The sequence below is a fragment of the Pseudomonas sp. TE3911 genome (assembly GCF_054062775.1).
This window is the reverse complement of sequence record NZ_JBSSFP010000001.1, coordinates 3058934-3082518: the sequence shown is the minus strand read 5'-3', so window position 1 is coordinate 3082518 and position 23585 is coordinate 3058934. Positions and strand designations below refer to the sequence as shown.

At 57.2% G+C, this 23585-nt stretch carries 12 protein-coding genes and 1 pseudogene; 6 read left to right on the top strand and 7 right to left on the bottom strand.

The window, feature by feature from the left end:
• The first annotated feature begins 268 nt into the window (after positions 1-268).
• The gene (locus ACVWXD_RS13780; RefSeq protein WP_221214847.1) at positions 269-1516 is read left to right on the top strand and encodes a hypothetical protein; all 1248 of its coding nucleotides are present in this window, start codon (positions 269-271) and stop codon (positions 1514-1516) included.
• Positions 1517-1630: 114 nt separating this feature from the next.
• Here ACVWXD_RS13780 and ACVWXD_RS13775 read toward each other — a convergent pair whose 3' ends face one another.
• From ACVWXD_RS13775 to ACVWXD_RS13760, 4 genes are read right to left on the bottom strand one after another with little or no spacing between them, the layout of a single operon-like run.
• Entirely contained in the window at positions 1631-2989 is a 1359-nt protein-coding gene (locus tag ACVWXD_RS13775) for a hypothetical protein (RefSeq protein WP_457371125.1), read from the bottom strand.
• Positions 2986-9297: an AAA domain-containing protein gene (locus tag ACVWXD_RS13770; protein WP_183701843.1), complete on the bottom strand. Its 6312-nt coding sequence runs from the start codon at positions 9295-9297 to the stop codon at positions 2986-2988. Before ACVWXD_RS13770 ends, ACVWXD_RS13775 begins: the two co-directional genes overlap by 4 nt.
• A 14-nt stretch (positions 9298-9311) precedes the next feature.
• Positions 9312-9956 carry a 4Fe-4S single cluster domain-containing protein gene (locus ACVWXD_RS13765; protein ID WP_457371124.1) on the bottom strand — a complete coding sequence of 215 codons (645 nt, stop codon included), beginning with the start codon at positions 9954-9956 and terminating at the stop codon, positions 9312-9314.
• A 2-nt stretch (positions 9957-9958) separates the two neighbouring features.
• On the bottom strand, positions 9959-11791 hold the full coding sequence (locus ACVWXD_RS13760) for an AAA family ATPase (RefSeq protein WP_183701840.1): 1833 nt from the start codon (positions 11789-11791) through the stop codon (positions 9959-9961).
• A gap of 448 nt (positions 11792-12239) precedes the next feature.
• Here ACVWXD_RS13760 and ACVWXD_RS13755 point away from each other — a divergent pair, with 448 nt between their 5' ends.
• From ACVWXD_RS13755 to ACVWXD_RS13735, 5 genes are all read left to right on the top strand, one after another.
• Positions 12240-12911, top strand: coding sequence for a hypothetical protein (locus ACVWXD_RS13755; RefSeq protein ID WP_183701837.1), 672 nt, complete (start codon positions 12240-12242; stop codon positions 12909-12911).
• The gene (locus tag ACVWXD_RS13750) at positions 12904-13611 is read left to right on the top strand and encodes an RES family NAD+ phosphorylase (protein WP_183701834.1); all 708 of its coding nucleotides are present in this window, start codon (positions 12904-12906) and stop codon (positions 13609-13611) included. Before ACVWXD_RS13755 ends, ACVWXD_RS13750 begins: the two co-directional genes overlap by 8 nt.
• A 4-nt stretch (positions 13612-13615) precedes the next feature.
• Complete coding sequence (locus ACVWXD_RS13745; RefSeq protein WP_183701831.1) at positions 13616-14047, top strand: hypothetical protein; 432 nt, start codon at positions 13616-13618, stop codon at positions 14045-14047.
• A 117-nt stretch (positions 14048-14164) separates the two neighbouring features.
• Positions 14165-14947 (top strand): hypothetical protein, encoded by a 783-nt coding sequence (locus tag ACVWXD_RS13740; RefSeq protein ID WP_177020190.1) that lies wholly within the window; start codon positions 14165-14167, stop codon positions 14945-14947.
• Positions 14948-14964: 17 nt separating this feature from the next.
• Positions 14965-15546: a hypothetical protein gene (locus tag ACVWXD_RS13735; RefSeq protein ID WP_183701828.1), complete on the top strand. Its 582-nt coding sequence runs from the start codon at positions 14965-14967 to the stop codon at positions 15544-15546.
• 242 nt (positions 15547-15788) lie between these two features.
• On the opposite strand, the gene ACVWXD_RS13730 is transcribed toward ACVWXD_RS13735, so the two are convergent.
• From ACVWXD_RS13730 to ACVWXD_RS13720, 3 genes and pseudogenes are all read right to left on the bottom strand, one after another.
• A complete protein-coding gene (locus ACVWXD_RS13730) occupies positions 15789-16850 on the bottom strand; it encodes a PD-(D/E)XK nuclease family protein (protein WP_457371591.1) in 1062 nt (353 codons plus the stop codon).
• Between the two features lie 63 nt (positions 16851-16913).
• Positions 16914-22442, bottom strand: coding sequence for an NACHT domain-containing protein (locus tag ACVWXD_RS13725; protein WP_183701822.1), 5529 nt, complete (start codon positions 22440-22442; stop codon positions 16914-16916).
• 557 nt (positions 22443-22999) lie between these two features.
• A pseudogene (locus ACVWXD_RS13720) lies at positions 23000-23278 on the bottom strand (ABC transporter ATP-binding protein); the annotation flags it as partial.
• Between the last annotated feature and the right edge of the window lie 307 nt (positions 23279-23585).

Sequence of the window (23585 nt, the reverse complement as noted above, 5' to 3'; positions counted from 1 at the left end):
ATGAGTGCTTAGTGAGGCCCAATCAATCGCTCTGATGTTCCCATGCAACTGAATGATGCAGAGTTTAAGTTGATGATGCGAGAGTTCGACTCTGGATGCAGGAATGGCTTGCACTGAAGCGTCCGGCTCATGGCGAGGATCTTCCCATCTGTCAGCGATGACGCTGGTTCGTCGATTGAAGAGGAGCGGGCGTGAGTATCGGCCCTGAGGCCGCGAATCACGAATTATTCGGAATTGGGGCTCAGTAATAACTTCTCTGGGGGACATGATGACCAAGGTGCATTTGAACGATGAATCAAATGAGCGAGAGCCTGCGATGACGTCAGGCATGCAAGACGACGAGGCCGGAAGTCCTCATCCGTTGCCCGGGACGATTGCAGGTAACATTGGCGACCCAATCAGGTTCGAGCAGGTTGAGGATATCATCGGGTTCAGTGCTTCCGCTGCGATGAAAGGGGAGGACGTCAAAGTCATCACGTGCTGGGGAATCACCTCAGACGAGCCAGGTTTCCACCGTTTGGCCGAGTCGGTCGGTAGCATGATCCGAGCATGGTCCGAGCGTGTGCAGATGGCCATCGACGTCAGCAGTTACAAAATTGTCTTGCTGGTGATCCGGCCCGACAAGACTGCTGATCTTTGGTTGGATACAGCAGCCATGTCCATGAAGTGCATTGTCACGCGCAACGTTGAGGCCGGGACAGCTGTTTTCCTAAGCGACATCGGTGACATGATGGCGATGCAGTTTCCCTGCGTAGAGTTCGGTAAGCAGGACAAGGTGCTTTGTTTGATGCGCGAGGCTTGGGGATTCGCCTTGGCGTTCGACATGAACCCGTCAGGTCAGTTGGACATGGATGCCTTCGAACGCGAGTTGGGCAGGCTGTACAGGCAGCTCAAGTACAGACACTTGTATGAGATCGTCGCTAATAGTGAAAGCCTGGATCGGTTGATTGCCCAAGGCTGGTTTCCTTTTGTGGAAATCCTGCATAAGGAATTCAGCGGGATTCTGGGACTTCACGAGGGCGGTCTCGACCTCACTGACCTTGAGACTGAGATTGTCGCCAGCTTTGACCTGAAACGCCTTGACCACATGCTGTCTCGTTGGTTTGCGAAGCCCCACTTCGCCGCTAAAGAGGCGCTGCTCCGAGAAGGTGTAGAGGCGTTCGCTCTGGGCAGGCCCATCACCGCCATCAAGATCCTAGTCACCGAAATTGAAGGGATCTTGAATGTCGCTTACCGTGCACATACTGGAAGGGCAGGGAAGACCAAGACGCTGCTGGCATTCGCCATCGAGAGCGCGGAAAAGCGTACCGGTGGCCCAGGCACCTTGTTCCTAACCGCTGAATTCAACCGTTATCTTCTGAATTACATGTTCGCCAGCTACGATCCTGAAAATCTCACAGAAGGTGCTGTTTCCAGGCATCTCGTAGGGCACGGAGATGCTGGCAGCGCGAGCTACACGATGGTCAAGGCGCTTCAGGTGATCCTGACGCTAGACCAGTTGGCCTTCTATACCTGATGCGATTGGGCCTTGAGGTGGTGGCTACAAGACCCAATGCAAGCTCGTCGCCGCTCTGAGTTCCAGGCGGCAGCACATGCAGGCAACAGCTTGCGGTGGGATGGAGTGAGCGGTTCATTTATGCAGTGTCTTTTGCTGACCAGCGATTGTTTCTACGCCCGACTCGGAAATATTCGTTTCTTTAAGTGGGACTTCACCTACCGAAAGCGCGCGCTCGATGAGTAACTCGCTGCCCTTGTCTTTCAATAAGACCTGCAGCCGCTGGAATTCGCCGCACCAGATGGTTTCAATGTCGCGATCCCGCGCCTTGTCGCGATCACTGCTGAGGGCTATGGCGCGAACCTGCAGGCGGCCATTGTCGGCTTTTCCACCCACTTCCACTCCATAACCGGGGGTAGCGGCTTTGCGCAGTACGACCTTGCCGGTTTCTGCCCAGGCAGTCGCCATGCCTTCGCGCACTTCGTAGCCGAGGCTGGCCAAGCCGCTGAGCACGGCTTCGCGGCGGGCGAGGGCGGCCTGGTCCTGTAAGTGGGAAGCGATAAGCGCTTTACACTGCTCGATCAATCCGGTGGTTATCGAAAGCTCGGTGTCGGTTGTAAAAGCGCCAATATGATCGAGCAGGGTCGCGTGTTCGATGCCTGTGTAGGTTTTGACTTCGCTGGCCAGATCCTGCAGTTGTTCGAGACACTCGCGTTGGCGTCGGAAGTTTCGGGTGGACGCGGCGAGGTCGAGTACTAGGCTGTCAAGCAGCAGGTTGCGTCGCTTAGCATCGGTTTGCGTTTCAGCTTTTTCCAGTGCCAAGAGGAACGGCGCGGCACATTCAGCGCCTTGCAAAAGTTGCAGCTCCACGATGTGGCGGTCAATGCGTAGCAGCCGTGCGTCGCGCGTTGCATCCGGTTCCCGGGCCGCAATCCATTCGCGCAGGGAAACCTCGGGTTCGTCGACCTTGAGTTGCTGCGCCAGGGCGCGTTGGGTATCGCTCAGAGCTGGCTCCTCGCTTGCCTTGCTCAAGTGGGCGAAACCCTCGGCTAGCAGACGTTCGGCATCTTCCCGACTGGCACCGCTGGCCAGTCGTAAGAGAGACTCCAGCAAGGCCTTATCGACGTTTTCGGGGTTGGCTTGCAAGGCGTCAAGCAGGGTTTTTGCGTTTTCCTGGACGCGTCGGTCGCGTTGGCGTCGCTCGGCGGCACGAATTATCGCGCGTTCTTCGCGGTCCTCCAGGTCACGGCGCAGGTGCTCGATTTCCACTGGTACGGCCTTCTGCAGTTCCGCCAATCGGTCTTCTGCCAGCAGAGTGCGAAGGCGAGTGTGTCGCTCCAGGAAGGCGGAGCGCTCCTGTTCACTAAGTTCGCCCAGCCTTGTGGCCTGTGTCTGCCAGCGGTCCACGGCGCGTTCCAGGCGTTGCATGTGGCCCTCACAAATGGCGATGATTTCTTCGCGGGTAACAATGCGAACGACCTTGGGACCACTCATTGGCAGATTTCCGTATCAACTGAAGTAGGGCTGGGTTGCGGCGGTTGCTCGGCTTGCATGGCGTATTCGATTGCTTCACGCAGTCGTGAGCGTTCGCTGTCGCCGCTGTGATACCAGGCTTGCGACGACACACGATGGATGTGCGGGATGGCGCGATGCAGCACGGACGGGCGCCAAATTTCCCGGGCGCGGGCACGTTCCAACAGATTATGGCAAGGCGCATCGCACTCGATGCCTATTGCGTACAGGCCCGTGCTTGGATTCTCGATGGCGAAATCGAGCCCGAAAGCGTCGCCTTCACTGGCGGGAGCCGCCTGCCATCCCAGGGAATGAATGAATTCACCGACCAGTCTGACAAAACCATCACTTTGCTGACCTTGCTCACGACGCTGGCTGCTGCTGCGGTCGGTCTGCAGGCGCTCCAGCAACTTGGTGCTGTTGCTGAACTCGCCCGAGGAGAGCGCGCGAGCATATTCCAGATAGCCTTGCAGATAGTCTCTCGGGCTGTTGGGCGCGCGGTGCGTGTTTAGCATGTCCGAGATATCGGCGATTGGCATCGACGTGATCATCACCACCTTGCGACGCGCGCGGGTCACCGCCACGTTCAGGCGTCGTTCGCCCCCCGTCTGCCCGAGTACGCCGAAGCTACGGCGGAATGTGCCTTGGCTGTTGCGCCCAAAGGTGGAGGAGAAGACGATGATGTCGCGTTCATCCCCCTGCACGTTCTCCACGTTCTTGACGAACACCGACATATCCTCGCCGTCTTCGCTGCGCTCGCGCTCCTGGGCGTAGGCGGCGCGGAACAGTTCATCCTGCTCTGCACGCTGCTCCAAGTGCTCCTCAATGAGGTCAGCCTGCTTGCGGTTGAAGGTGACGACACCCACCGAAGGGCGCTGGTCGTAGGGCTTCTGCCACAATTCGCTCAGGTACTCGACGACCCGTTCGGCTTCTTGGGCGTTACTCTGGTTCTGATACAGCCCGCCGACCTGGATCAGCTCCAGCGGCTTAATGCGTTGGATGTTCGCCTGCGGGTGACGGACCGGAACGTTCAGGCGATTGCCATAGAACGAAGCGTTGGAAAAGCCGATCAGTTCACGGTAGGCCGAACGGTAGTGGATCTGCAATGTGGTGCTGGGCAGGGCGTTGCGCGCCAGCTGCAGCAGGTCGGGACAATCCTTGATCTCACGACGGTTCCAAGTGTCTTCGAACGCTTCGCGCTGTTCCTCATCCGCGTCGTCGTCAGGTTCGTCGCCGTCAAACACTTCGGCTTCGTCGCTTTCGATGCGACTGGAAAAGAATGCCGTCGGCGGCATTTGCTTTTCATCGCCGCTGACAACAGTGACCTGACCGCGGAACAGGGTCGGCAGGGCGAACTCAACCGGCATCTGCGAGGCTTCGTCATAGATGACAGTATCGAACAGGCCTGCCTTGAGCGGCAGTACACGACTGGCGACGTCCGGGTTCATCAGCCACACCGGACGCAGGCTCATCAAACCGAGGTTACTACCCAGTTCGATGAATTCACGCAGGCGCCGCGAGCGCTTGCCAGTCAGGCGGGTAACATCCTCCCATTGTTTGCGATTGCCCAGGTTATCGAGGTTGATGCCTTTGGCCAGCAGCTCACGATTGAGCAGCCGCATCTGTGCGTCGGCTTGCGCGAGGCTGCCGACTTTGGCGCGGGCTTCGTCCTGGCTGAGCAGCAGTTCGGGATTGGTTTGCTCTACGCGGTGTTTCCAGCCCAGTCGGGCTTCGCGGTTGAGCAGGCGCCGCACTTCGGCTTCAAGTTGCTCGGGCGCAATGTTGTCCAACTGTTCCTGGCGTTGGCGCAGCAATGCGAGCAGCTCCAGGTCGGCTGCTGTCAACTGAGCGGCGCGCCCGCGGAATGCCTGGTAGGCGGCCAGGAAGGGCAGCGCTTCATGCAGCCGATCAAGAGACAGTTGATTGCTCAGATTGTGCTCGATGGCGTGCTGCAGTTGCTGCACCAGTTCTTCGCCCAGCCAGTCGCCGAGTATCTTGAGTTGCTCGAGGCTGGATTGGCGAACGCCATGGCGCATCAGCGAAGCATCGAGATCGCTGAGCAGCGCCTCGAGATGGTGTTTGTCGCCGGCGAGGGCGGCCTCGTCGGCCTGCCGAGCGCGAGGCGATTGCGCCAGCGCCATGGCCAGAGCCTGGATTTCCAGCAGGTGGCGGATGTCGCTCTTCACGAAGCTGATCAATTCCAGGCAGGCTTGCTGACTCACAGCTTCCAGTTCCAACGCCTGGTGCAGCGTACTCAACTCGGCGCGCAATGGTCGCCACTGGCTTTCAAGGCGGATGGCTGCCTGTAGGGTTGGTAGTGCTTCAATAACACGGCTTTCTCCCTGGCCCTGAAGGAAATTGCGCAGTCGGTTGCGCCGCAACAGATTCATCGGGTTGATGTTCGCCAACCAGGACCGGGCTGCCATGACCTTGGTGCAGTCTTGATCCAGATGCCTGAGGGCCTTGTTTTCGAGCAGGCAGAGGGCCGGTGACAAGGCGGGGGCGTAGTGGTCCTGATCCAGTTGGCCGAGTTGCTGATCCAGTTGCTGTAGTTCACCGAGAATCGACTCTCCCCGTGGAGGTTGGTCCGCTTCGCGGCTGCGGAAAAGCGGTAGCCAGCGCGCAAGGCGCAGACGTTGCTCTTGCTTCAGGTCGAGCAGGGCAGCGACATGGGCCGCTATCCAGTTACGGTACGGCGCCGGGTCGTCGATTTCGAAGCTGGCAGGGTGTGCTTGCAGCGTGGCCTGACGGTTGTGTTCGGCTTGGGTGAAACTGTGCAGATTGTCGGTGAAAGCCTGCAAAGTCGCCCGGTCGGCGGCGAACGACTGCAACTGGGCCAATGGGCTACCTTCGTAGCGTGCGGGTAACCACAGGCGAATCAGAGGGGCGCAGCTTTCTTCCAAGCGGGTCAGGCTGGCGAGGTCCAAGGAGGCCAGGCGTTGGCGCAGGGCCGGAAACTCGAGCGGGGCCGGGCCGGATTCCAATTCAATCAACTCGCCGAGCAGCCTGCGATAGCTGAGGCCGGTATTCTCATCCAGGCGATGCAGGCTCTGGTGGAAGCGGTCGAGCTCGCCCTCCAGGGCCTCGATGCGGGCCGCGACCTGCTCGCGCTGGCGCTGCCAGCCCTGAGCCTGGCTGCCGTTCGTGAACAGGCTTTCCAGTTGTTCGCGAATACCGCGGATGACGGGCTCGCGGTCTCGGTTCACGTCATTGAGCATGACGATGCGTTGGCCAAGGCCCTCGGCGACCAGGCGTTTGTACACCACCTCGAGCGCCGCATGCTTCTGGCAGACGATAAGCAAGCTGCGCTGGCGGCCGATGGCGTCGGCGACCATGTTGACGATGGTCTGGCTCTTGCCGGTTCCAGGCGGCCCCTCGACCAGCAGTCCCGGGCTTTGTCGGGCCTGGATCACGGCCGCTTCCTGGGAGGGGTCGCTGGCCACGGTGAAATAGCGTTGCAGCTCGCCTGGAGGTGTCTCGTGCGTGGTTTCATCAGCGGTCTTGAGGCGCAACGCCGTTTCCAGGCCGGTACCGGCGGGCGACAGGGTTTTCAGTTGGCGCAGGTCCTCCCCGATGGCTTGTCCCATGAAGGTCACGTGAAACAGCACCGCCGCGCAGTCCAGCTCGTCTTGGTAGGGCGCAATCTCCACGCTGCTGGCGGGCAGGTTGCCAAGGGCGCGTGAGCGAATGGTGGCGAGCATGCCGAAGGCGTCCATCACATCCGTCGCACGAATTGACGAGCGGCCCAGCAGTTCATCGACGGTCTTGCGCCAACGTTTGCAGGTTTCGGCGCCGAGCACGCTTTCCAACGCGGGGTTGAGCCGCACTTCCTCGCGCTCACTGTCAAACGCCAAGGCGGCGTGACCACGAGAACCCAGTTCCAGCAGCAGCTTCACTGGCCATAGCAGCAGCGGGATAATCCGTGTGCGCGTGGTGCCGCGAGGGTCGCGATTGAGCAGGAAAGGGAAGCCCAGGTACAGGCCGTCGATGCCGGTGTCGCGTTTGTACAGCGCGCTTTGCCGGTACAGGGCATGCAGGCGCGATTCCAGCTGGCCGTTGAGCTGAAAACTCTCTGGGTCGAGGCTCACTGCCCGGGCATTACGTTGCAGCAGGTGATCGAGCAAAGCCGCGGCCGGACTGCGCTCGCTGTTCAGTTCACTGATGTCGACCCGTGCGGTGGTCTTGCCGATGTTCATACGCACCAGTGGCCCGCGCATCACTGCGGTCACCACCTTCTTCTCGAAGAAGTCGAGGATCTGTGAGACGTACTGCTGTTTCTGTGGTTCCAGCCAATGACTGGACGGGATGGCCAGCAACACCAGTGCCTGGGCCAACGGCATACGTCGCTCCAGGCGGAACTGCTCGGCCCACTCGTCCACTGCCGGCACGCCACACCGGGCAAAGCCTTGGATGCGTTCATCGACACTGCGGTACAGCTCAAGTCGCGAATGCAACAGCAGTTGGGTTGCCGCTTCGGAGTCGAACCAACCGACATCGGCAGCCCTGGCCAGCTCGGCGGCGGCCTCTACGATTGAGGCACCCGAACGGAACTGACTGATCGCCGCGCTGAGCAGCACGATCAGGTCTTCTTCGGCGATCACCCGGCGCTCCGACAGAGAGCTCAGTCCCGGATGGTCGGTGTCTGGAAACAGGCGTTGGCGCTCTTGCCATTGCGTGGACAGCTTGGCTCGCGAGGTCGATAGCAGGAATATCCGCAGTTGCTCTTCGACCAACTCGATGTGTTGGTGCAGGGCACGCTGACGTACGTTTTCGGCGCGGGATTTGAGACGCGACAGCCAGTTGTCGGTCTGCAATTGCTCAAGCAGGTCCGGGACCGACCCGCTGATCAGACGATAGCCTTCCAGTGGGTGCTCCAGTAGCCATCCTGGTGTGACGATGTCGCCACGATGAATCAACGGGATTTCCGGATTGAGGATTCTCAGCGCCAGCATTAGACGGAAATCGTCCTCAATCCCTTCGTGCTGAACGACCTGACGCAAGCCGGCGACTAGAGAGGGGGCGAGACTGACCTGCTCGGCCCAGGTCACGATCACACCGCGCAGCAAATGGTCCAGAGCCTGTTGCCAGTTATCCGCCTGGGCTGCCGCCAGGGCGAATACGCCGGGCTTGTGGAAGCGGCGCTCGCCCAGCAGCAGGGTCGCACCTTCACCTTCGTCCGTTTGCTGGACGGAAGAGGCCGGAGCCTCGACCGTAATACCGTTGAGCCAGCCTTCGACCTGTGGCCATTGCCAGCGTTGATGACGGTCGCGCGCCAACAGACCTCGCAGCAGCAGGTGCAGGCGCGGGTCGAGGTCGTCGGGGATCGGTACTCCGTTGGCCAGCACGTGAATAAGAAATGCATTGGCATTGATGCCGTCGAAGCAGGCGCCCTGGGTCAGTTGCTCAAGCAGGATCATGCCCAGGCTCCACCAGTCCGAGGCAGCCGCAACGCCGCCTGCGATGGCTTCGGGCGCCATGTAGCGGCTGGTTTCCAGTGGCGATACGATGTCCAGGTCGAACTCGGACAGGCGTGCCGAGCCGAAGCCGCTGATGACCAGGTCCAGCGGTTCGCGGGAACGTACCAGCAGGCTGGCTGGGCGCAGGTCACGATGGCGCAGGCCAGCCTCGTTGAAAGCGTGCAGCGCCAGGCCCAGTTCGTTGACCACATGGTGCACGCTGTCGCTGTCGCGGATCACGCTGCCAAGTTCTGCCAGGCTCCCGCCGGTGAGTTCTTCAATGACCTCATAGGCACGGTCATCCCAGCGGCCGGTGGCAATGATTTCGGGGACGTGCTCGCGTGGCAGTCGGCGGATCACATCATAGATCGCCGGGTCCGGTTCGGCGCCAGGTCGATACAGGGTCAGGACCGCTTGTTGCGCGGTTTCCTCGTGCTTGGCGAGGTATCGTTCTCGCACGCCGTCGGTACTGCTGATCTGACGAATCAGCCGCCAACCATCGATCAGGGTCTGGGCGATGCCCTCTGGTTCGCTGCTGTCTGGCTGGGCGTCGTAGGACGTTACTTGCGCAAGTGAGCTGCCACATTCAAGGCACATCAGGTCGCCATCGACCATCGGGTGACTATTTTCGCAGAGCAGGTCAGGGACATTCCCCTGAGCCGGACTGACTGGCGGGAGGGTTTCCTCAGTGAAGACGGCTTGCGGCCGCCAGCCGGCGGCACGAATGGGTTCGCCAGCGAGGTCCCAGCCGCAGGGTTGTTCCTGAATGAGCCCTTCGCAGAACATTTCCTGGAGGGCGCGCTCGGTTTTGCAGTTAGGGCAGAAACGTATCATGGGGTGTGCTCCACTCAGCGGCGTCGCGACGCGTGTGCGCTGATCTGTAAATGATGGCCTTGTTCATGCAGCAGATCGCGTAAGCGCAATAGATCGTCACGTCGTGGGATGCCGGCCATCCAGACGCTGCCACTTTCGTCAAACATCAGGTCGAGCGCCTTGTCGGCGGGTTCGAGCGGGCGTTCGTAATGACCCAGGCGTGCCCGGCCCAGTGGCGTGAGCAGGCTCAGGCGTTGATTGTCACTGCCGCGCAAGGCCATGGTCTGGCTGAGTGCTTCGATATAAGGGTCGCTGATCAAGGTATCTATCAAGCCCTTGGTCTGGAGCAACGACTCATTGAGTTGCTCCAGGGAGTAGCCACTGTAGACCAGGATGTCGAGCTCGCTGAGCCGACGCAGGCCTTCGAGCAGTGATCGCAGGGCGTCGAACTGGTCAAACGGTTCCCCTCCGGAAATGGTGATTCCTTCGGCCTCGTGCAGCCAGGGGGTTATCTGTTCAAGCAGTTGCTCCAGCGACAAGCGTCTGTGCCCTGGCCCCCAGGTATCGGCAGAGATGCATCCTGGACAGCGGATGCTGCAGCCCTGGAACCAGATACCAATACGCCGCCCCGGGCCGAGGGTAGTGACCGGAAAATGCATGCGCGACAGGCTAAGGTCCATGTTCAGCGACGTTCCATCTTCAGTCCAGTGATGTCCAACTCGGTGATCGTGAAGTGCTCGCCCGGTTGCGCGTCCTGATCGAACAGTGCCCGCGATAGGGGATTGAGCAGGCGTGCCTCTAACTGGTTGCGGATGCCCCGGCCACCGTTGGACAGGTCCTGCAGACAGAGGCTGTGCAGTGTCTGGCGTGCCTGGGGGGCCAATTCGATAAACAGGTTCTGTCCCTGCAGGTCGTCGAAGGTGGCGTTGACCATTTGTTCGAAGATCTGCACTGCAACGCCTTCGCGAATGAAGTCGAAGACGATGATGTTTTCGCCGATTCGATTGAGGATTTCTGGACGATTGAGCACGAGCTTGAAATACCGGTCGATCTCGCTGTGCACCTTCTCCTGGACTTGCTCGAAGGCTTCGCCAGGCAGGACGTTGGCAACGCGTTCGCCATTGTCGCCCTGGCGATAGATTCCCAGGTTGGAAGTGAACACGATCAGGGCCTCCGAAAAGTACACCCGATCACCGCGGCCTGAAGTCAGCACCCCGTCGTCGAGGATCTGCAGGAACTTGTCGAGAATCCGTGGGTGGGCTTTTTCGATTTCATCGAATAACACCACGCTGAACGGTTTCTCGCGGATAGCATTGGTCAGCTCACCGCCGACGTCATAGCCGACGTAGCCGGGCGGTGCGCCGATAAGGCGTTGATCGGCATGCTCGGCGCTGAACTCCGACATGTCGAAGCGGATATATGCACTTTCGTCGCCGAACAGCAGGCTGGTAATCGTTTTGGCGAGTTCGGTCTTGCCTACGCCGGTCGGTCCCGCGAGAAAGGCTACGCCCCGTGGACGGTTGCCCTTGCGACTGGCGCCGACGCCTGTCATCGCACGCTTGACGATGTCGAGCATGTGCGTCACCGCATGCTCCTGGCCTTTGACACGCTGATGGACGACCGCGTCCGCATGCCGGATACGCTGACGGTCGATCTTCAGCCACGGGTCCTCGGTGACACCGATCTTGTAGCGGCGCACCGCATCGGCAATCTGTTCCATGGCTACACCCTCGACCCGCGCCAGTTGCGCAATGGCGCTGAGATCGAGCAGCAGCAATCCCTCGGTGTTCTGGACGAAGGCTTCTACAGCCTGATGCATGACCACTTCGCTGGCGCCCTGGCTGCCACTGAGCCCTTTGAGCAACGCCGGTGCCAATGCACGGCGGGACAATTGATCAGGTTTGGACACGGGGATGTGGCGCAGGCGTGGGTTGTCGACCAGCAACCAGTCGGGCAAATCGCCTTCTTTTTCCACCAGCCATAGCAGGGTATTGAAGAACGGTTTGCGCAGCTCCGTGGCCGGACGGCTGCGAGCCTGATGGGATTGCACAAGGGCCTGGGTGAAGAGCTGGTGTTCAGCCGCGCTGAGGGAGTCGTTGCGAACCACCAGGCGCGAGGCGAAGTCGATGATCAGCGCGATAGGTTCGCCAGCACGACCCACCAGTCGTGGCAGGGTGGCGCCCAGCAGATCGATACCTGCGGGTGCTACGCCATTTACCGGAGTCAGGCCAAGTTCCTGAAGCAACGTCTTGCCGGCTTCAGGGGCGGAACCGGGTTTGTCGACTACCCGGAAACCCGACACGGGATCCCAGGCGATGACCTGGGTGTAGCCAGCATCGAGTAGGGCATTACAGAGGGTTTGGTTGAAGCTCTGCGCGGTCACCGTGCCGGGCGTCACTTCACTGGCCTGCAGGTCGCGGATGTTGCCGGACAGGACGAATTGGCTCTTCAGCGGCAAGAAGCGGAGAAGATCTCGTAGCCAACGTGGGCTTTCAAATATGGCAATCCCTGACATGTTTCAGCTCGTAACGTTGGGGCGGTACGGGCAGGGTATTGCTCAATGCGCCCATTTGCCAGTGCGCTGTTACGAAAAGTTGTATTGAGAGAGCGCTTCTGACGGGGTGCTAGTTTCACAAGGGGTTTTATGCAACTTGATCGAGGATCCGTCGACGTACGAGCTGGACGCGAAGGGTGTCGATCCCGGGGCAGCGTTGCCTTGCGCGCAATACCTGTTAACAGGAAAGCATCTTTCTAGGTCGATGTGGTGCAGGTCTTCAGTCCTAAGGGGGGGCTGGCCCGCCGGAAGATTTGACGTCGTGGTGCGCTGGGAATCCAAGCAGTGCTGACTTGGGTTATGCCAACTCTATCTATGCATCCGGATGAATGGAGGTTAAGGACAGAGCTAGGGTTATCAAAGATATGCTATTATTTGATAGCGTAGATAACTGGTTAGGAGATTTTCCATGAGCGTTACAGAGCAATCGGGCGTCTCCACCTTGGTAGGTACACCTAAGGAGGCTCGGGCTAGCTTGAGCCGCTCGCATGCGGATCGAGTGCTGGTCGTATCTTTCGATCACATCAAACCCAACGTTTTCGAAGCATTGGCTGAGAATTTCGCAAATGTGGCGTCCTCGATGTACGAGGTTTTGCAGGAGCGCCAAGACTTGAATTCCCTGGAACGATTGGCCGAAGTCTTTGTTACGCGTAAGCCGCCTTCGCCCCGTTTGCTCAAGGAGGCGGCGATGCTGGTCCAAGCTCGCAAGGCGGTCTTGGAGAGTGGCGACTGGCTAACCGCCGCCGACATTGCACAAGTGGCGCAGTTAAGTACCCGAAACCCCAGCGCCCAGCCCAATAAGTGGAAAAAGCAAGGTCAGATCTTCGCTATCAATCATGGTGGGGTCGACTATTTCCCCGGTTACGGTCTGGACCCGGATACAAGCTACCGACCGTTGAAGGCGCTGGCCAAAGTCATTGAGATTTTCGAGGGGCACAAGGAAAGCTGGGGTATGGCTTACTGGTTCCGTTCAGACAACAGTTTTTTGGGCGGCAAAAAGCCCCAGGACCTATTGGCATCGGTACCTGACCGAGTGATCGACGCGGCACTGGACGAGATTCAAGGCATCGCCCATGGCTAAGCGCAGTGCTAAGGGCAGTGAACGTGGGGCTCCGCCGTCGGATGATTCGGCGGCATCCGTGACTCCGGCGCCTGAGGCTACGTTGCACGTCACGTTCACTGAAATGGCTAAAGGCGTGATGCTCCATCGCGTGCACCACGACAAATACCAGCCCGATCAATTCAACCCAGGCGTGCAGGGCAACGCACGTTTCAGCCCAATCCAGAATGACCAGGGGCAAGCGATTCCAACGTTATATGGTGGTACGACAATAGAGTGCGCCTTGATGGAGACCGTCTTTCACGATGTTCCCCATACGCCAGGCTTCAAGAGTTTCGATAAAAGAAAGCTAGCTGGACAGGTGCACTCCGCTGTCCAGATCGATCAACCGCTGCAAGTGGTCGATCTGTCCAGCGTTCCCCTGCGCAAATTGGGCATCACCCGTAAGCAGTTGATCGACACTGAGAAGGATCAGTACCCGGCGACGCGCAAATGGGCCGAAGCGATCCATCGCCAATGCCCGGATGCGCAAGGCTTGTATTGGGTATCCAGGCAAGACGATTCTGCACGAGCTGTGGTTCTTTTTGGTGACCGTATTCCCGGAGGTTCGCTTCGTCCACAAGGTGTTTCGCGCAGCCTGGTAGACGATCCTATTGTCTACGACGCGGTGCTCGATCTGGCAGATCGGATTGGTGTCGCCGTCATTGCAGGGAAAAACTGAACGAATGGTCGAACAGTGTCCTGTGATTCGTTTCTCTGAGATCGAAGCGGCCGTGCCTACGGCCCCTGGTCTTTATGAGATCGTCACTGATCAGGGCGAGCTTCTGAAGGTGGGCATCAGCGTTAATCTTCGTAAAAGGCTTATACAGCACCGACAGTCGAGGCAGTCTCGCTTGAAGCTCAAGGATGGAGGTAAATGGAGTAACCCCTCTGACGTTGTAAGCAAGCAGTCAATCCTCGCCAAGCATCTCTTCTTCTCGGGGCAGGTCCCAGGTTATGACTTGCAGACCGAGGCTGGCCGGCAATGCTATTTAGAAGAGAAATGTCATATTCTCATAACGCCCACCACGACCCGGGACGAGGCACGGGCTATCGAAAGGGTGAAAGAAAAAAGCGGGGCCTATCGATTCGAAGGCAACGTCAGGCTTTCATGCTGAGGCGCTCTAGTACAAACGTACATGGATAAAATGGAAACGACCCACGCGGTCACTAACAATATGGAATGTTCACATACGGCTTCCATACGACGTGAATTCAGAAATTAAGGAGGCCAGTTGGATCAACAGGATGAGAGCGAGGTTCGGGACCGAAACAAACAGAACCGAGTAAAAAAAATCTACGAAAACGTCGTGATAGGAAATTTCCTATACGGTCTTGGATTCGCGGTGCGGTCATGTTTGGACGCCAATACCTTGCTCCCGAGCGTGGTCAACTTGCTACAGCAGACTCCCGCGGACAGGGAGCTGGCAGACGTACTGTTAAGCTTTCCAGGTGTAGTGCGACTGATCGAGTTCAAGATGAAGGGCGCCAAGCTTTCAAAGGAACGGATAAGGCATCGATTACTCATGGCAGCTTTATCAGGTGAGAATCGCGCTTTGGTCGAAACATCGAGAAGTCTGCATTGGTACGTCGAGGTTGACACCAGCGACACCAAAACTCCTTTGATATCCCGGGTCGTCCCATACCTTGACGCGTTCGATACCGAGTGTTTGAGATTGACTGCGGGAAGTCTTGAGCGATTGGTAGAGCAAACTGCGTTGGAGGCCACCCGCGAGCTCGACCCGGTATCGCGACAGCATTCGGAAATATATCTGCGGTTTCTACGCAATATACAAGACGGCGATCCGGTAGACGCAGGTGGCGTGCTCTTGGTCATGGGCGCAGGTGGTGCAATGCATTTTGCTCAGCTGCGGGACATCTGTGACTTGAGCATGCCGCATCGGGAATGGTTGGAACTAGAAATGCGGGGGGCGGAGTTCGAGCGATCTATTCCTTCGCTGGAGCGAAGCAAAGAATATCCCCGAAAGCGCCGCGATGGCCCTGAACATACTATGTGATGGGAATGGAGGAAGACTTGAACGAAAATGATCAAAGCCTGCGAGCGATGGCCGTTGCCGCCAAGGGCATAATGGGCGCTGCAGAGAATGACAGAAAGGCTGCCGAGCAAGCGATTACGCGTTTAGCGGATTTGGAGAGGCGAGTCGAGCAAAGTCTGCAGCAGGTACCAACGGCGCTGAGAGCTTCCACTGCGCAGATTGCTGAGTCAGTTGCATCACAAGCGGCCAAGCTACTAGTCAGCAAGTTTGAAGAGGCTGACGTCGCAGCGCTTAATGCTGCACGAAAATACCAGGCGGCCAGTGACAGTCTTAGGCGTCGATTCTGGCTCACCATCGTAGCGATTCATCTTGGCGTGGTCTTGCCTCTAGCGCTGTTGTTTTTTTTCGCAGTGCCCAGCACAGATGAAATTGCTAAGAGGAAGCAAGAGATGGCGACGCTTGAGCACAACATCGCAGAGTTGAAGCGACTGGGTGGAGGCGTGGAAATTGAAGAGTGCGACGGGAGCCCTTGCGTGCGAACACGCGAGATCCCAAGAGAAAAACCCTATCACGACAAGGCCACTGAAAAAAAAACCTATCGACTCGTCTGGACGAAGTGATGTCAGTTTTCCAGCTGACGTCCAATGTGATGATGTGGACTATATCTCGTGCAGTGGATCTAAGAGCTCAGCCTGCTTGTGAGTTCAAATCAAACCATTGCCTGCCTGACTTCCGGATCCGGGTCGCTGACTAGGGCCAACTGCACGTTTTTGTCACTGGGAATGGCCAGAGGCCAAACAGTTTGTTCGCCAGTTCATTGAGGACTTTGCTGTTACTGTCCGTGGCCAGATTCCACTGGGTTTCACGCTTGGCGAATAGTGTTCTCGAAGTGCATCAGCAGCGTCATCTTTTCTGTAACAGTCTCAAGGACTTTCTGTTCGTTGAAGGCTTTCAGGTCCCACTCGAAACCGATGATGGATTTACCTTCGTTCCAAGGTTGTTGACTCATGCCAGTGAACAGTTGACGCCCCTGTTCCATGAGGTACTCGTCTGCGTCGATCAGGTAGACCCGTATGAAAGGTTTCAGCTTGGATTGGCTGCAGTCCAGGTAGAGGACTACATCTGACCAGCTCTCCCAGTCATTGCAGGCGTATCGCAGAGCTGGACCGTTACTCCAAGTGTGCCGTCTCGTATAAGGCACGTAGCCGGTAATCTCTGCTTGGAGTCGAGCGAGAATTTTTCTGTTGAATGCTTCAATTGCTTTATCGCGCAACTTGTTGAGCGCGTTGATTTGAGGCAGGTGTTCGAAGATGAACTCAATGCTGTCGACACTCATTGCTTGCTCCACGGTGATGTTTTCCAGGTGCAACAAGAACTCCGCTGCCAGCACCTGCCATTTGTCCAGTGCCTGGAGTTGCGGGTGATGGGACATTTCTTCGCGCAGCGCCTTGATGAATGCTGCGTAACTCAAACCGATCCACGTACTGTCTGGGCTTTGCCCTGAAGGGGACAGCACGGCAAAAAACGCGCGACTTGAACCTTTGTTGGCTAGTCCTGCGGCATGGAGTTCGTAATCGGCGAATGGGTTGATCTGGCCATGGAGTATCTTGTTCTCCACTACCAGTACCCAGTCGCTCCCTTGAAGGAGCAGGTCGATGCGATTGCCATTGTCGGTAATGACTTCGCGCTGGGGCGGCAGGCAAAGTGCAGGGTCAGGCACTGAGCCCTCACATACACAACCCAGTAGAGTTCGCAGGAAGCAGTCGCCAAAGCCATGTATCTGCGCGGGATCAAGGAAGAGAGCGAGCAGGTCGGTGGTCGGATTTTCGTAGTAGCCTCTCCCGCCGAGGGCAAAGATGCTGGGCTCGTAGGCAGGTTGTTGATGGTGTTGAGCTTTTGCCAACAAGGCCAGAGCCTGTTCCATGTTCAAGATATCACTCCGATGGGTCGCCATTTATGCGAGCAGTAAATAGCTACCCTTGAGTAATCAAGACCATATGACCCCGTACTCATCCCAGGCATCTCGTACCAGCGATGCCCATTCTTCTTCATCAAATAAACGCGAAGAACTGCGGTATACATCGGCGAACTCCCCTCCTACTGTCAGTAACGCGTGCCAGCGCAGATGCTCCAAAAAGCTGCGCTGGCGGAAAGCTGATCGGTAGCGAGAGGAGGGCGTCTCGTCCTCTAGTTGAGGTTTATCCAGGTCGAGATTCGGCATTGCTGCCCCCCATTCAATCATCTTCGCTCCAATTCGTGTGGCAACTACCTCGGGCTTCAAGGCAAAAGCCTTGGCCAGCCTTGGCAAGTAGACGGGTTCGTCTTCTTGCGCTTCGGCCAGTACCGCTTCTGGTCCTTGCAGACTTTCCCATGGTAAAGGTTTGGATACAGCGGCTGTGCCAGGTGAGTTAGGCTCATGAGTCGCACCGGCTTCCAATGCAAGTTGGCGCAGAAGGGGGTGGCACGTTTGCGGGTCGAGCATGCTGTGGAGAATGACGCGCAGGGGCGGTGCCTGCGTCGATTGCAAGCCGCTCAGAAGTCCCAGGGCAAGCGACAGTTTTGCATCAAGAAAGCGGAACTCTCCTTGTGCAGCCTTCAGCGTCGGTACATCGCGGCTGTTTCGACGTGCGACAAGCTGTTCCAGTAGAGCCAAGCGCTCGTGTCTGGCAAGAAATACTATCGCATCGGTGGCAGCCGCTCGGTGGCGTAGGTTTTGATCACCCAGTCTCAACCAGAGCAGGTCCACGATACAGTCATTGACATTGCCTGCACGTGTGAGCCAGTCCTGATGACGGCCGACGTCATCCCGTTCTGCCAGTAGCGCAACCGGGCTGTCGAGCACTTGCTTTACAACGTCTGACAGGTTCGGGGTATCAAGTTCCTGAGAGAGCGTTGCCCCAAGCGCAAGCCATGCGGCAGGCGCCACATCGACCCTCCGTTGGCAGGCAGTCGCAACGATGTTACAGGCTACTTCACAGGCAGAGGTTGGCCCCAGCGCCGCCAGCTTGCCGAGCAGGTTGTCCAGCGCGTAAGGCTCACCCACCAAAGCCGACAGATTTTCTGAAATCAGTGCGCCCGCCAACGTGGTGCGCAGGGTCTTCAAGGAGGGGGTCTTATGCCATTCATCCAGGCAATCCTGGATTGCGACAAGCAGCACATCCAGCTCGCCCGAGGGGGAACGGATTTGGCTCAATGCCTGTACATGAGCAAACCGCTGGGCGTATTGAACATTGGCACGCAAATCTTTGAACAGTGACTGAGGGCGTAAAGCGTTTGTTTCCACCAGATACATCCAGCTCGCTTGAATCGATGAGCTGTCGCAAGGATCAGTAGCGCCAGCCAACTCCGTAACCAACGGGTAGGGGTCCTCGGGATCGGGCCAGGTTGAACCAGAATTCGTTGCATGGATTTCGGATGAAGCGGGCCCGATCAATGTGGCTTGCTGCGCATGATACAAGGCCTCGAGCCGCGCTGGGAACGCCCCAGCATCTTCGGGACGCTTCTTTACTGCCGCGTGCAGACCCCACAGCAGCAGCGTCGGCAGTTTTTCGCTGCGCTCCCATTCGCGCTCTACACGCTGGGTCAGTTCTTCTATGACCTCGATGAATGTCAGGTCTGCGCGGGAAACCAAAGCATCAATTATACCTATATCGCAGCTGTCACGTTGTTCAAGCCGGTCCAGTTGAAAGCTATTCCAATGCTCCGGGGTTTCAAGCACCAACAATGCCAAGGCTTGCACAGCGTCAATGGCCTGTTGATGCAGCAAGTTGACCAGCACTGGTGCCAATGAATGTGAAAGGCTCGCGTGGTTATCGTTATCCCAACGGCTGATCAGCGTTAATGCTCGATAACCGAACGTGGCTGTAGCAGCCTTGCCGAAAATCAGCCAAGGGAAATCAACGCCATAGTGGCCAGCACGACCGGTTTCGCAAAGACTCGCAAAACGGCTAGCTTGCGAAACGTTGAGTGCGGATGAGTCGGCGTGCTGGCAGATCGAAAACACGCTGTGCAGGAAGCGTGTATCGGTAAAACCGACGTCGTCGATCAACTTCAGCCCTTCGTTGTACAGGCTGTAGGATACCTCTGGTGATACAGGCAATATTGCCCGTGCAAGACTGGCATAGGCATCTCGCCGCAAACCAAGGTCGCGTATTTGCAGGAACCGTGGGGCAGCGTTGTCCGCCATCTCTCCAGCCAGGTTATGCAGAGCGGGCTGATTGGCGAAGTGTTCGACATAGTCAATCGGTTCAAATGCATGGCGTGCGCGGCAGTCCAAGGCTTGGGAAAATGCTGCAGCATTACCCGCCGAGAACCCTTGACTTGAGCGTAACAGGCGAAAGGTAAGGCGTCGGGCCAATTGTTCCAGGTCACTGGGAGATGGCAGTGTGGGTTCGAAATCAATCTGCTCGTCGCGAATGGTTTTGCACAGGCCAATCAAGTCAGCTACAGCGGCATCAATTACTTCAGCTGTGCTGCTCAGTATGGAGGCACACAGTGCAGTTACACTCATCAACGGTGCAATACGCGCCCGAAGCGTTTTCAGCATTCTCTCTCTGTGCTGCGCCTCCTCCTCGTTGGTGCTGCTCTGTTTATTCAAGTGGGCAGTAATATTCTCGATGCAGGGATCCTGCATGTGTTGTGCAATGTCGTTGAGTGGAGTGGGCAAGATGTCCATCAACGTAGGTTGGCGCGCGCAGAGCAGCGCACCCAGCATCCTGTCGATCAGCCAGTCCGATAGATCCTGCCCATGTGACCCGTGTTCGAAGGCAATCACTTCAAGCGGCGTTATATTGCAGGCAGTGCGCAATATACGGCAGGTATCCAGCTGGCCTGACCGGTAGGCGCGAATGGCGGCATCCAATAGCGGGTTGTCGCCAAACGTTCTTAGCTGGGTACTTTTTGGTGTGGCCGTTATGGCACTGGCCAACTGCTCAAGCAAACCGGCTTCATCCTCTCGTGACAGGTTGTAGAGGGTATGGAGCACGCCAGCGAGCAGGCCCAGGGATAACGTTCCAGAATCGCGTAACGCCGTGACCATTTCAGTGATAATGCCGCGATCAGGTAGCGTTCGCGCCAGAGACAGCACCTTGACGGTGATTTGAAATGAATCGCTGGTTGAATGAAGCAAGGTCGAATTGAATAACGCACTGAAGTCCCGCTGGAGCAACAGATAAAACGACACTGCTACATGGGCAAAGTGAGTGTCGGAAGCGGATCCTCGACTTTTCTCAAGTTTATGCAGCCACTCTCTGGTGTATTTGAAGTGCTGTGCGGCATCGTCTGGCGCCCCAGACAGAAGGTAAGCAATGGTCAGCCGAGCATGACGCAGAGCAGGGGCCCCGTTACGGTAGCGGTACAACTGAAGCAGTATGTCGCTGTCACTCTGTATGGCCGAGAGGTCAGGATAAGTCGCAATGTACCGGCTTCCTTTTTGCGCGGCGTGGTGGAGGGTGCCGGCTTCCACGATCAAGCGCGCAATGATGCCGGCGTCGACTTGGCCAATTGCCAACCACAGGGCAGCCTGAACACGCTCAATCTTGATCCTGCGGCCTCCGGTAGTGTCCAGCAGGTCGCGTGGGGCACTGTCGTTCAATGCCAGTTCCACAGCTCCCACGATGTCTTTCAAGACCACCAGCAAGTGAGGCAGCGCAATACCGGCATAATGCGATTCCCCTTGTAATTTTCTCAGGCGATCAGCGAGCTCGGCCAATACTCCCGACTTTGATGCATAGCATTTGCGAACCCAGGTTTCGGTCGGTTCATCTCGGAAGATCACCCCGAATGGAGTCACCTCCAATAAGGGGCTCAGAGACGCAAATAAACTGTGAACCTCTTCGGAGGTGACGTTGTAAGCCACGGCATAGTCGGCCACTGGCACAGGAACGGGCAGGACGGCCAGCCCAGCCAGGAACTGATCCAGATAGTTCTCAGCGTGGTTATCCTTCGACGCTTGCAGGATATGATCCTTGATCAGTTGTTCCACAGTGATGGGGGTCGGTTGCCGGTAAGCGTCCCCCAACCTGTGCCAGTGCTGTGCAAGATAAGCCAATACCCGGGGAGTTCCACCCGATTGGGCAAATGCGATGCTTGCATCATTGGGCTGTGATTTGGGCAGGGCTTCTTCAAGGTACTGAGCGGTTTCCAGCCGAGTGAAGGGCAGCAGTGCGACCTCTTCTACATCCAGTTGCTTACCGAGCAAGCGACGCCGCTCGGTCCTGCATGTCAGGACCAAGCGCATCTTGAGAAGCAAACCTTCTGATTTGGCAAATCTGAGTAGTTCGGTTGGGAAGGCAACTTCACCCAGATCAGAGGCTTGTTGGGCTGAGTTATCGACACTGTCGAGAATCAGCACAAGCAAGGCGCCGGGAGCAATTTCCTGCAGCGTTGTGCAGGCGTCTTTCAGCCGCTTGATGGCTGCGCGGAGTATCTTGGCATCGTCTTCCTGGCCTGGCAGCAACGGGTCGCACAGTCCTTCCAGAGCCAACAGATTGACTATGTGCAGCAATCCACGATCAAGCCTGTGGCGTTGATCCAGGCGGTCTCGGTAGGCACCCCCGCCGAAACAGTCGAAAAGCACGACTTTGAATTCGTCAGGTGCCGACTCTCGCAGTTGCTGCATCAGCACGGTTTTTCCCATGCCGCCGGTACCATGCACAAGCAGAGGACGGTCGAGAGTTTTCAGGCGAGTGATGAGTTCGAATGCCTGCAATCGTGTCAGCTTCGCTCTGACGGGTGGGAACGCTTCAGGCGTAGGCAATAAATCCTTTACTTCTTCAAGCTGCAGCACGTCCAAAACGTCTACGAGCTGAATCACGTTGTTATTCTGACCAGCGCCTTCAGCTTTGGCGCGAATCATTGCTCTCAAGTTGCCCAGCCGTGCTGATGTATGCAGCCCGCTGCCTGCGGACCAAAGGTTTATGCGTTTCGACACAATGTTTTCAAGGCCCTGGAGAGTGGGCTCTTTTCCAACGAACTCCAGACGGCTGGCAAACACACCGTAATCGGCCGGGTTCAACTGCAGAACCCTCTTGATCTGGTCAAGTTGCGAAGAAACTTGACTGTCAGTCGGTTGCACAGCGGTTTTCAGCGCTTCGACTGCATCCAGGAAGTGCTGACCGAAAGGACGATTGCTCACGACGCGGTAGGTGCGTTTCAAGATGCTGTGGGTGCCGCGATACAGTTTGAGCAACTCGATTTCAGACTGAGAGAATTTCCTGATCGTCTTGATCATGTCCGACGCAACCAAGGGCACGTTCGCCTTGGCGATCGAATACTTCAGCTGCAGAATGGCTTGCGCGTCACAATGGGCGAAGTCGGGGCTGGCGCCGTAGTAGAGGGCAAGGTCTGCAATTTCTGCAGTTGCATCGTCACTGTTGACCTGGTCGGCCGGTGAAAGTCCCTCGACGGCAATGCCGATCAATTTGTCCTTCGGTGCTAACAGTTTGAGTGCCCAGCGTGCTGTCCATGCTTCGTGAAAATGGTGCCCTTCGCGGGAGGCGCGCACTGTGTCGATCAATTGGATATCCATTTCAATTGTGGTTGCCGGGCGGGAACAGCACCTCGACGACTGAAGAATTGTGAATGCCTACTGTGGAATTTGCCGTAAAGGCAGTTATCACCTGCGCCAGTTTGCTCTGGGAAGATAGTGTAAATAGTCATTTGGCCAGCACCTTCGCGTCAACCTCTGAATCCAGGTGAATTGCCCCGGATTCTCTAAAGGTCTTGAGTGCTGCTGAAGTGCCACTATATCAGGTGCTTTACCGGATGCCTTGCCGGTTCAGCACGTCAAGCGCCTCTATTTCTAACGGCGTGCCGATCTGTTCCGTTTTTTTGCTACGAGGTTGAATATGCATTGCCAATCGAAGTTGACGCACTGGTTGCATTGGCCGGGTTGAGGAGTCATTTTCCGTTTTGCTTTATGCATTGGACCTCCATCAATAACGCAATAGGGGAGCTCATGTGTTGTTGGGTTTTGGACATTAGGCCTACCAAATGCTGGCTTACCTTGGTTTCGCTCTCTTGACTACGCTTGGCCCCAATACTCAGCTCCACCACTAACACTGCCACGGCCATGGCGACCTCATGCCGTCCAGATTTCGCCTCAATCAACTCCTGGGTGTACGCGCTGGCGGCATGGTTGAAAATCTGCTCCACCGACCCCTGCTCAATCACCGGGCCATGGCGCAGCACCAGCACCCGGCGGGCAAAGTTGGAGACCACCGACAGGTCGTGCGACACCAGTACGTAAGCAATGCCCATCTCACGCTGAAGCTCTTTAAGCAGCTCAAGAATGCGCGCCTGCACCGACACGTCCAGCGTGCTGACCGGTTCGTCTAGCAGCAGGTCGGGCTTGTTGCAGGTGGCTGCGCGTCTTGTCCGGCAGGATATGGATTTCCTTGTCGTTGCATTCAGCCTCGAATGCCCTCGATTGCCACGTTCGTTGCATCGGTCTTTCTTGGCTCTTGATACACCCCAAAAACAAGTCCAGAATTGAGTCTTTTCTTGCTTTCGCAAGAAAAGAAACCCCTTATATTTCAATGAGTCGGACGCCAGATACGAGTCTCGTTTCCCGCTCCAAGCATTACGAAAAAGCCACTCAATAGAGTGGCTTTTTTTTGCCTGTGATTTATGGAATGGACGCTTCGGCGTCTTTTTTCGT

Excerpts from the sequence above, each read along its gene's own strand:
- ACVWXD_RS13780 (WP_221214847.1), top strand. The coding sequence starts at position 269 with ATGACCAAGGTGCATTTGAACGATGAATCAAATGAGCGAGAGCCTGCG.
- ACVWXD_RS13775 (WP_457371125.1), bottom strand. The coding sequence starts at position 2,989 with ATGAGTGGTCCCAAGGTCGTTCGCATTGTTACCCGCGAAGAAATCATC.
- ACVWXD_RS13770 (WP_183701843.1), bottom strand. The coding sequence starts at position 9,297 with ATGATACGTTTCTGCCCTAACTGCAAAACCGAGCGCGCCCTCCAGGAA.
- ACVWXD_RS13765 (WP_457371124.1), bottom strand. The coding sequence starts at position 9,956 with ATGGACCTTAGCCTGTCGCGCATGCATTTTCCGGTCACTACCCTCGGC.
- ACVWXD_RS13760 (WP_183701840.1), bottom strand. The coding sequence starts at position 11,791 with ATGTCAGGGATTGCCATATTTGAAAGCCCACGTTGGCTACGAGATCTT.
- ACVWXD_RS13755 (WP_183701837.1), top strand. The coding sequence starts at position 12,240 with ATGAGCGTTACAGAGCAATCGGGCGTCTCCACCTTGGTAGGTACACCT.
- ACVWXD_RS13750 (WP_183701834.1), top strand. The coding sequence starts at position 12,904 with ATGGCTAAGCGCAGTGCTAAGGGCAGTGAACGTGGGGCTCCGCCGTCG.
- ACVWXD_RS13745 (WP_183701831.1), top strand. The coding sequence starts at position 13,616 with ATGGTCGAACAGTGTCCTGTGATTCGTTTCTCTGAGATCGAAGCGGCC.
- ACVWXD_RS13730 (WP_457371591.1), bottom strand. The coding sequence starts at position 16,850 with ATGGAACAGGCTCTGGCCTTGTTGGCAAAAGCTCAACACCATCAACAA.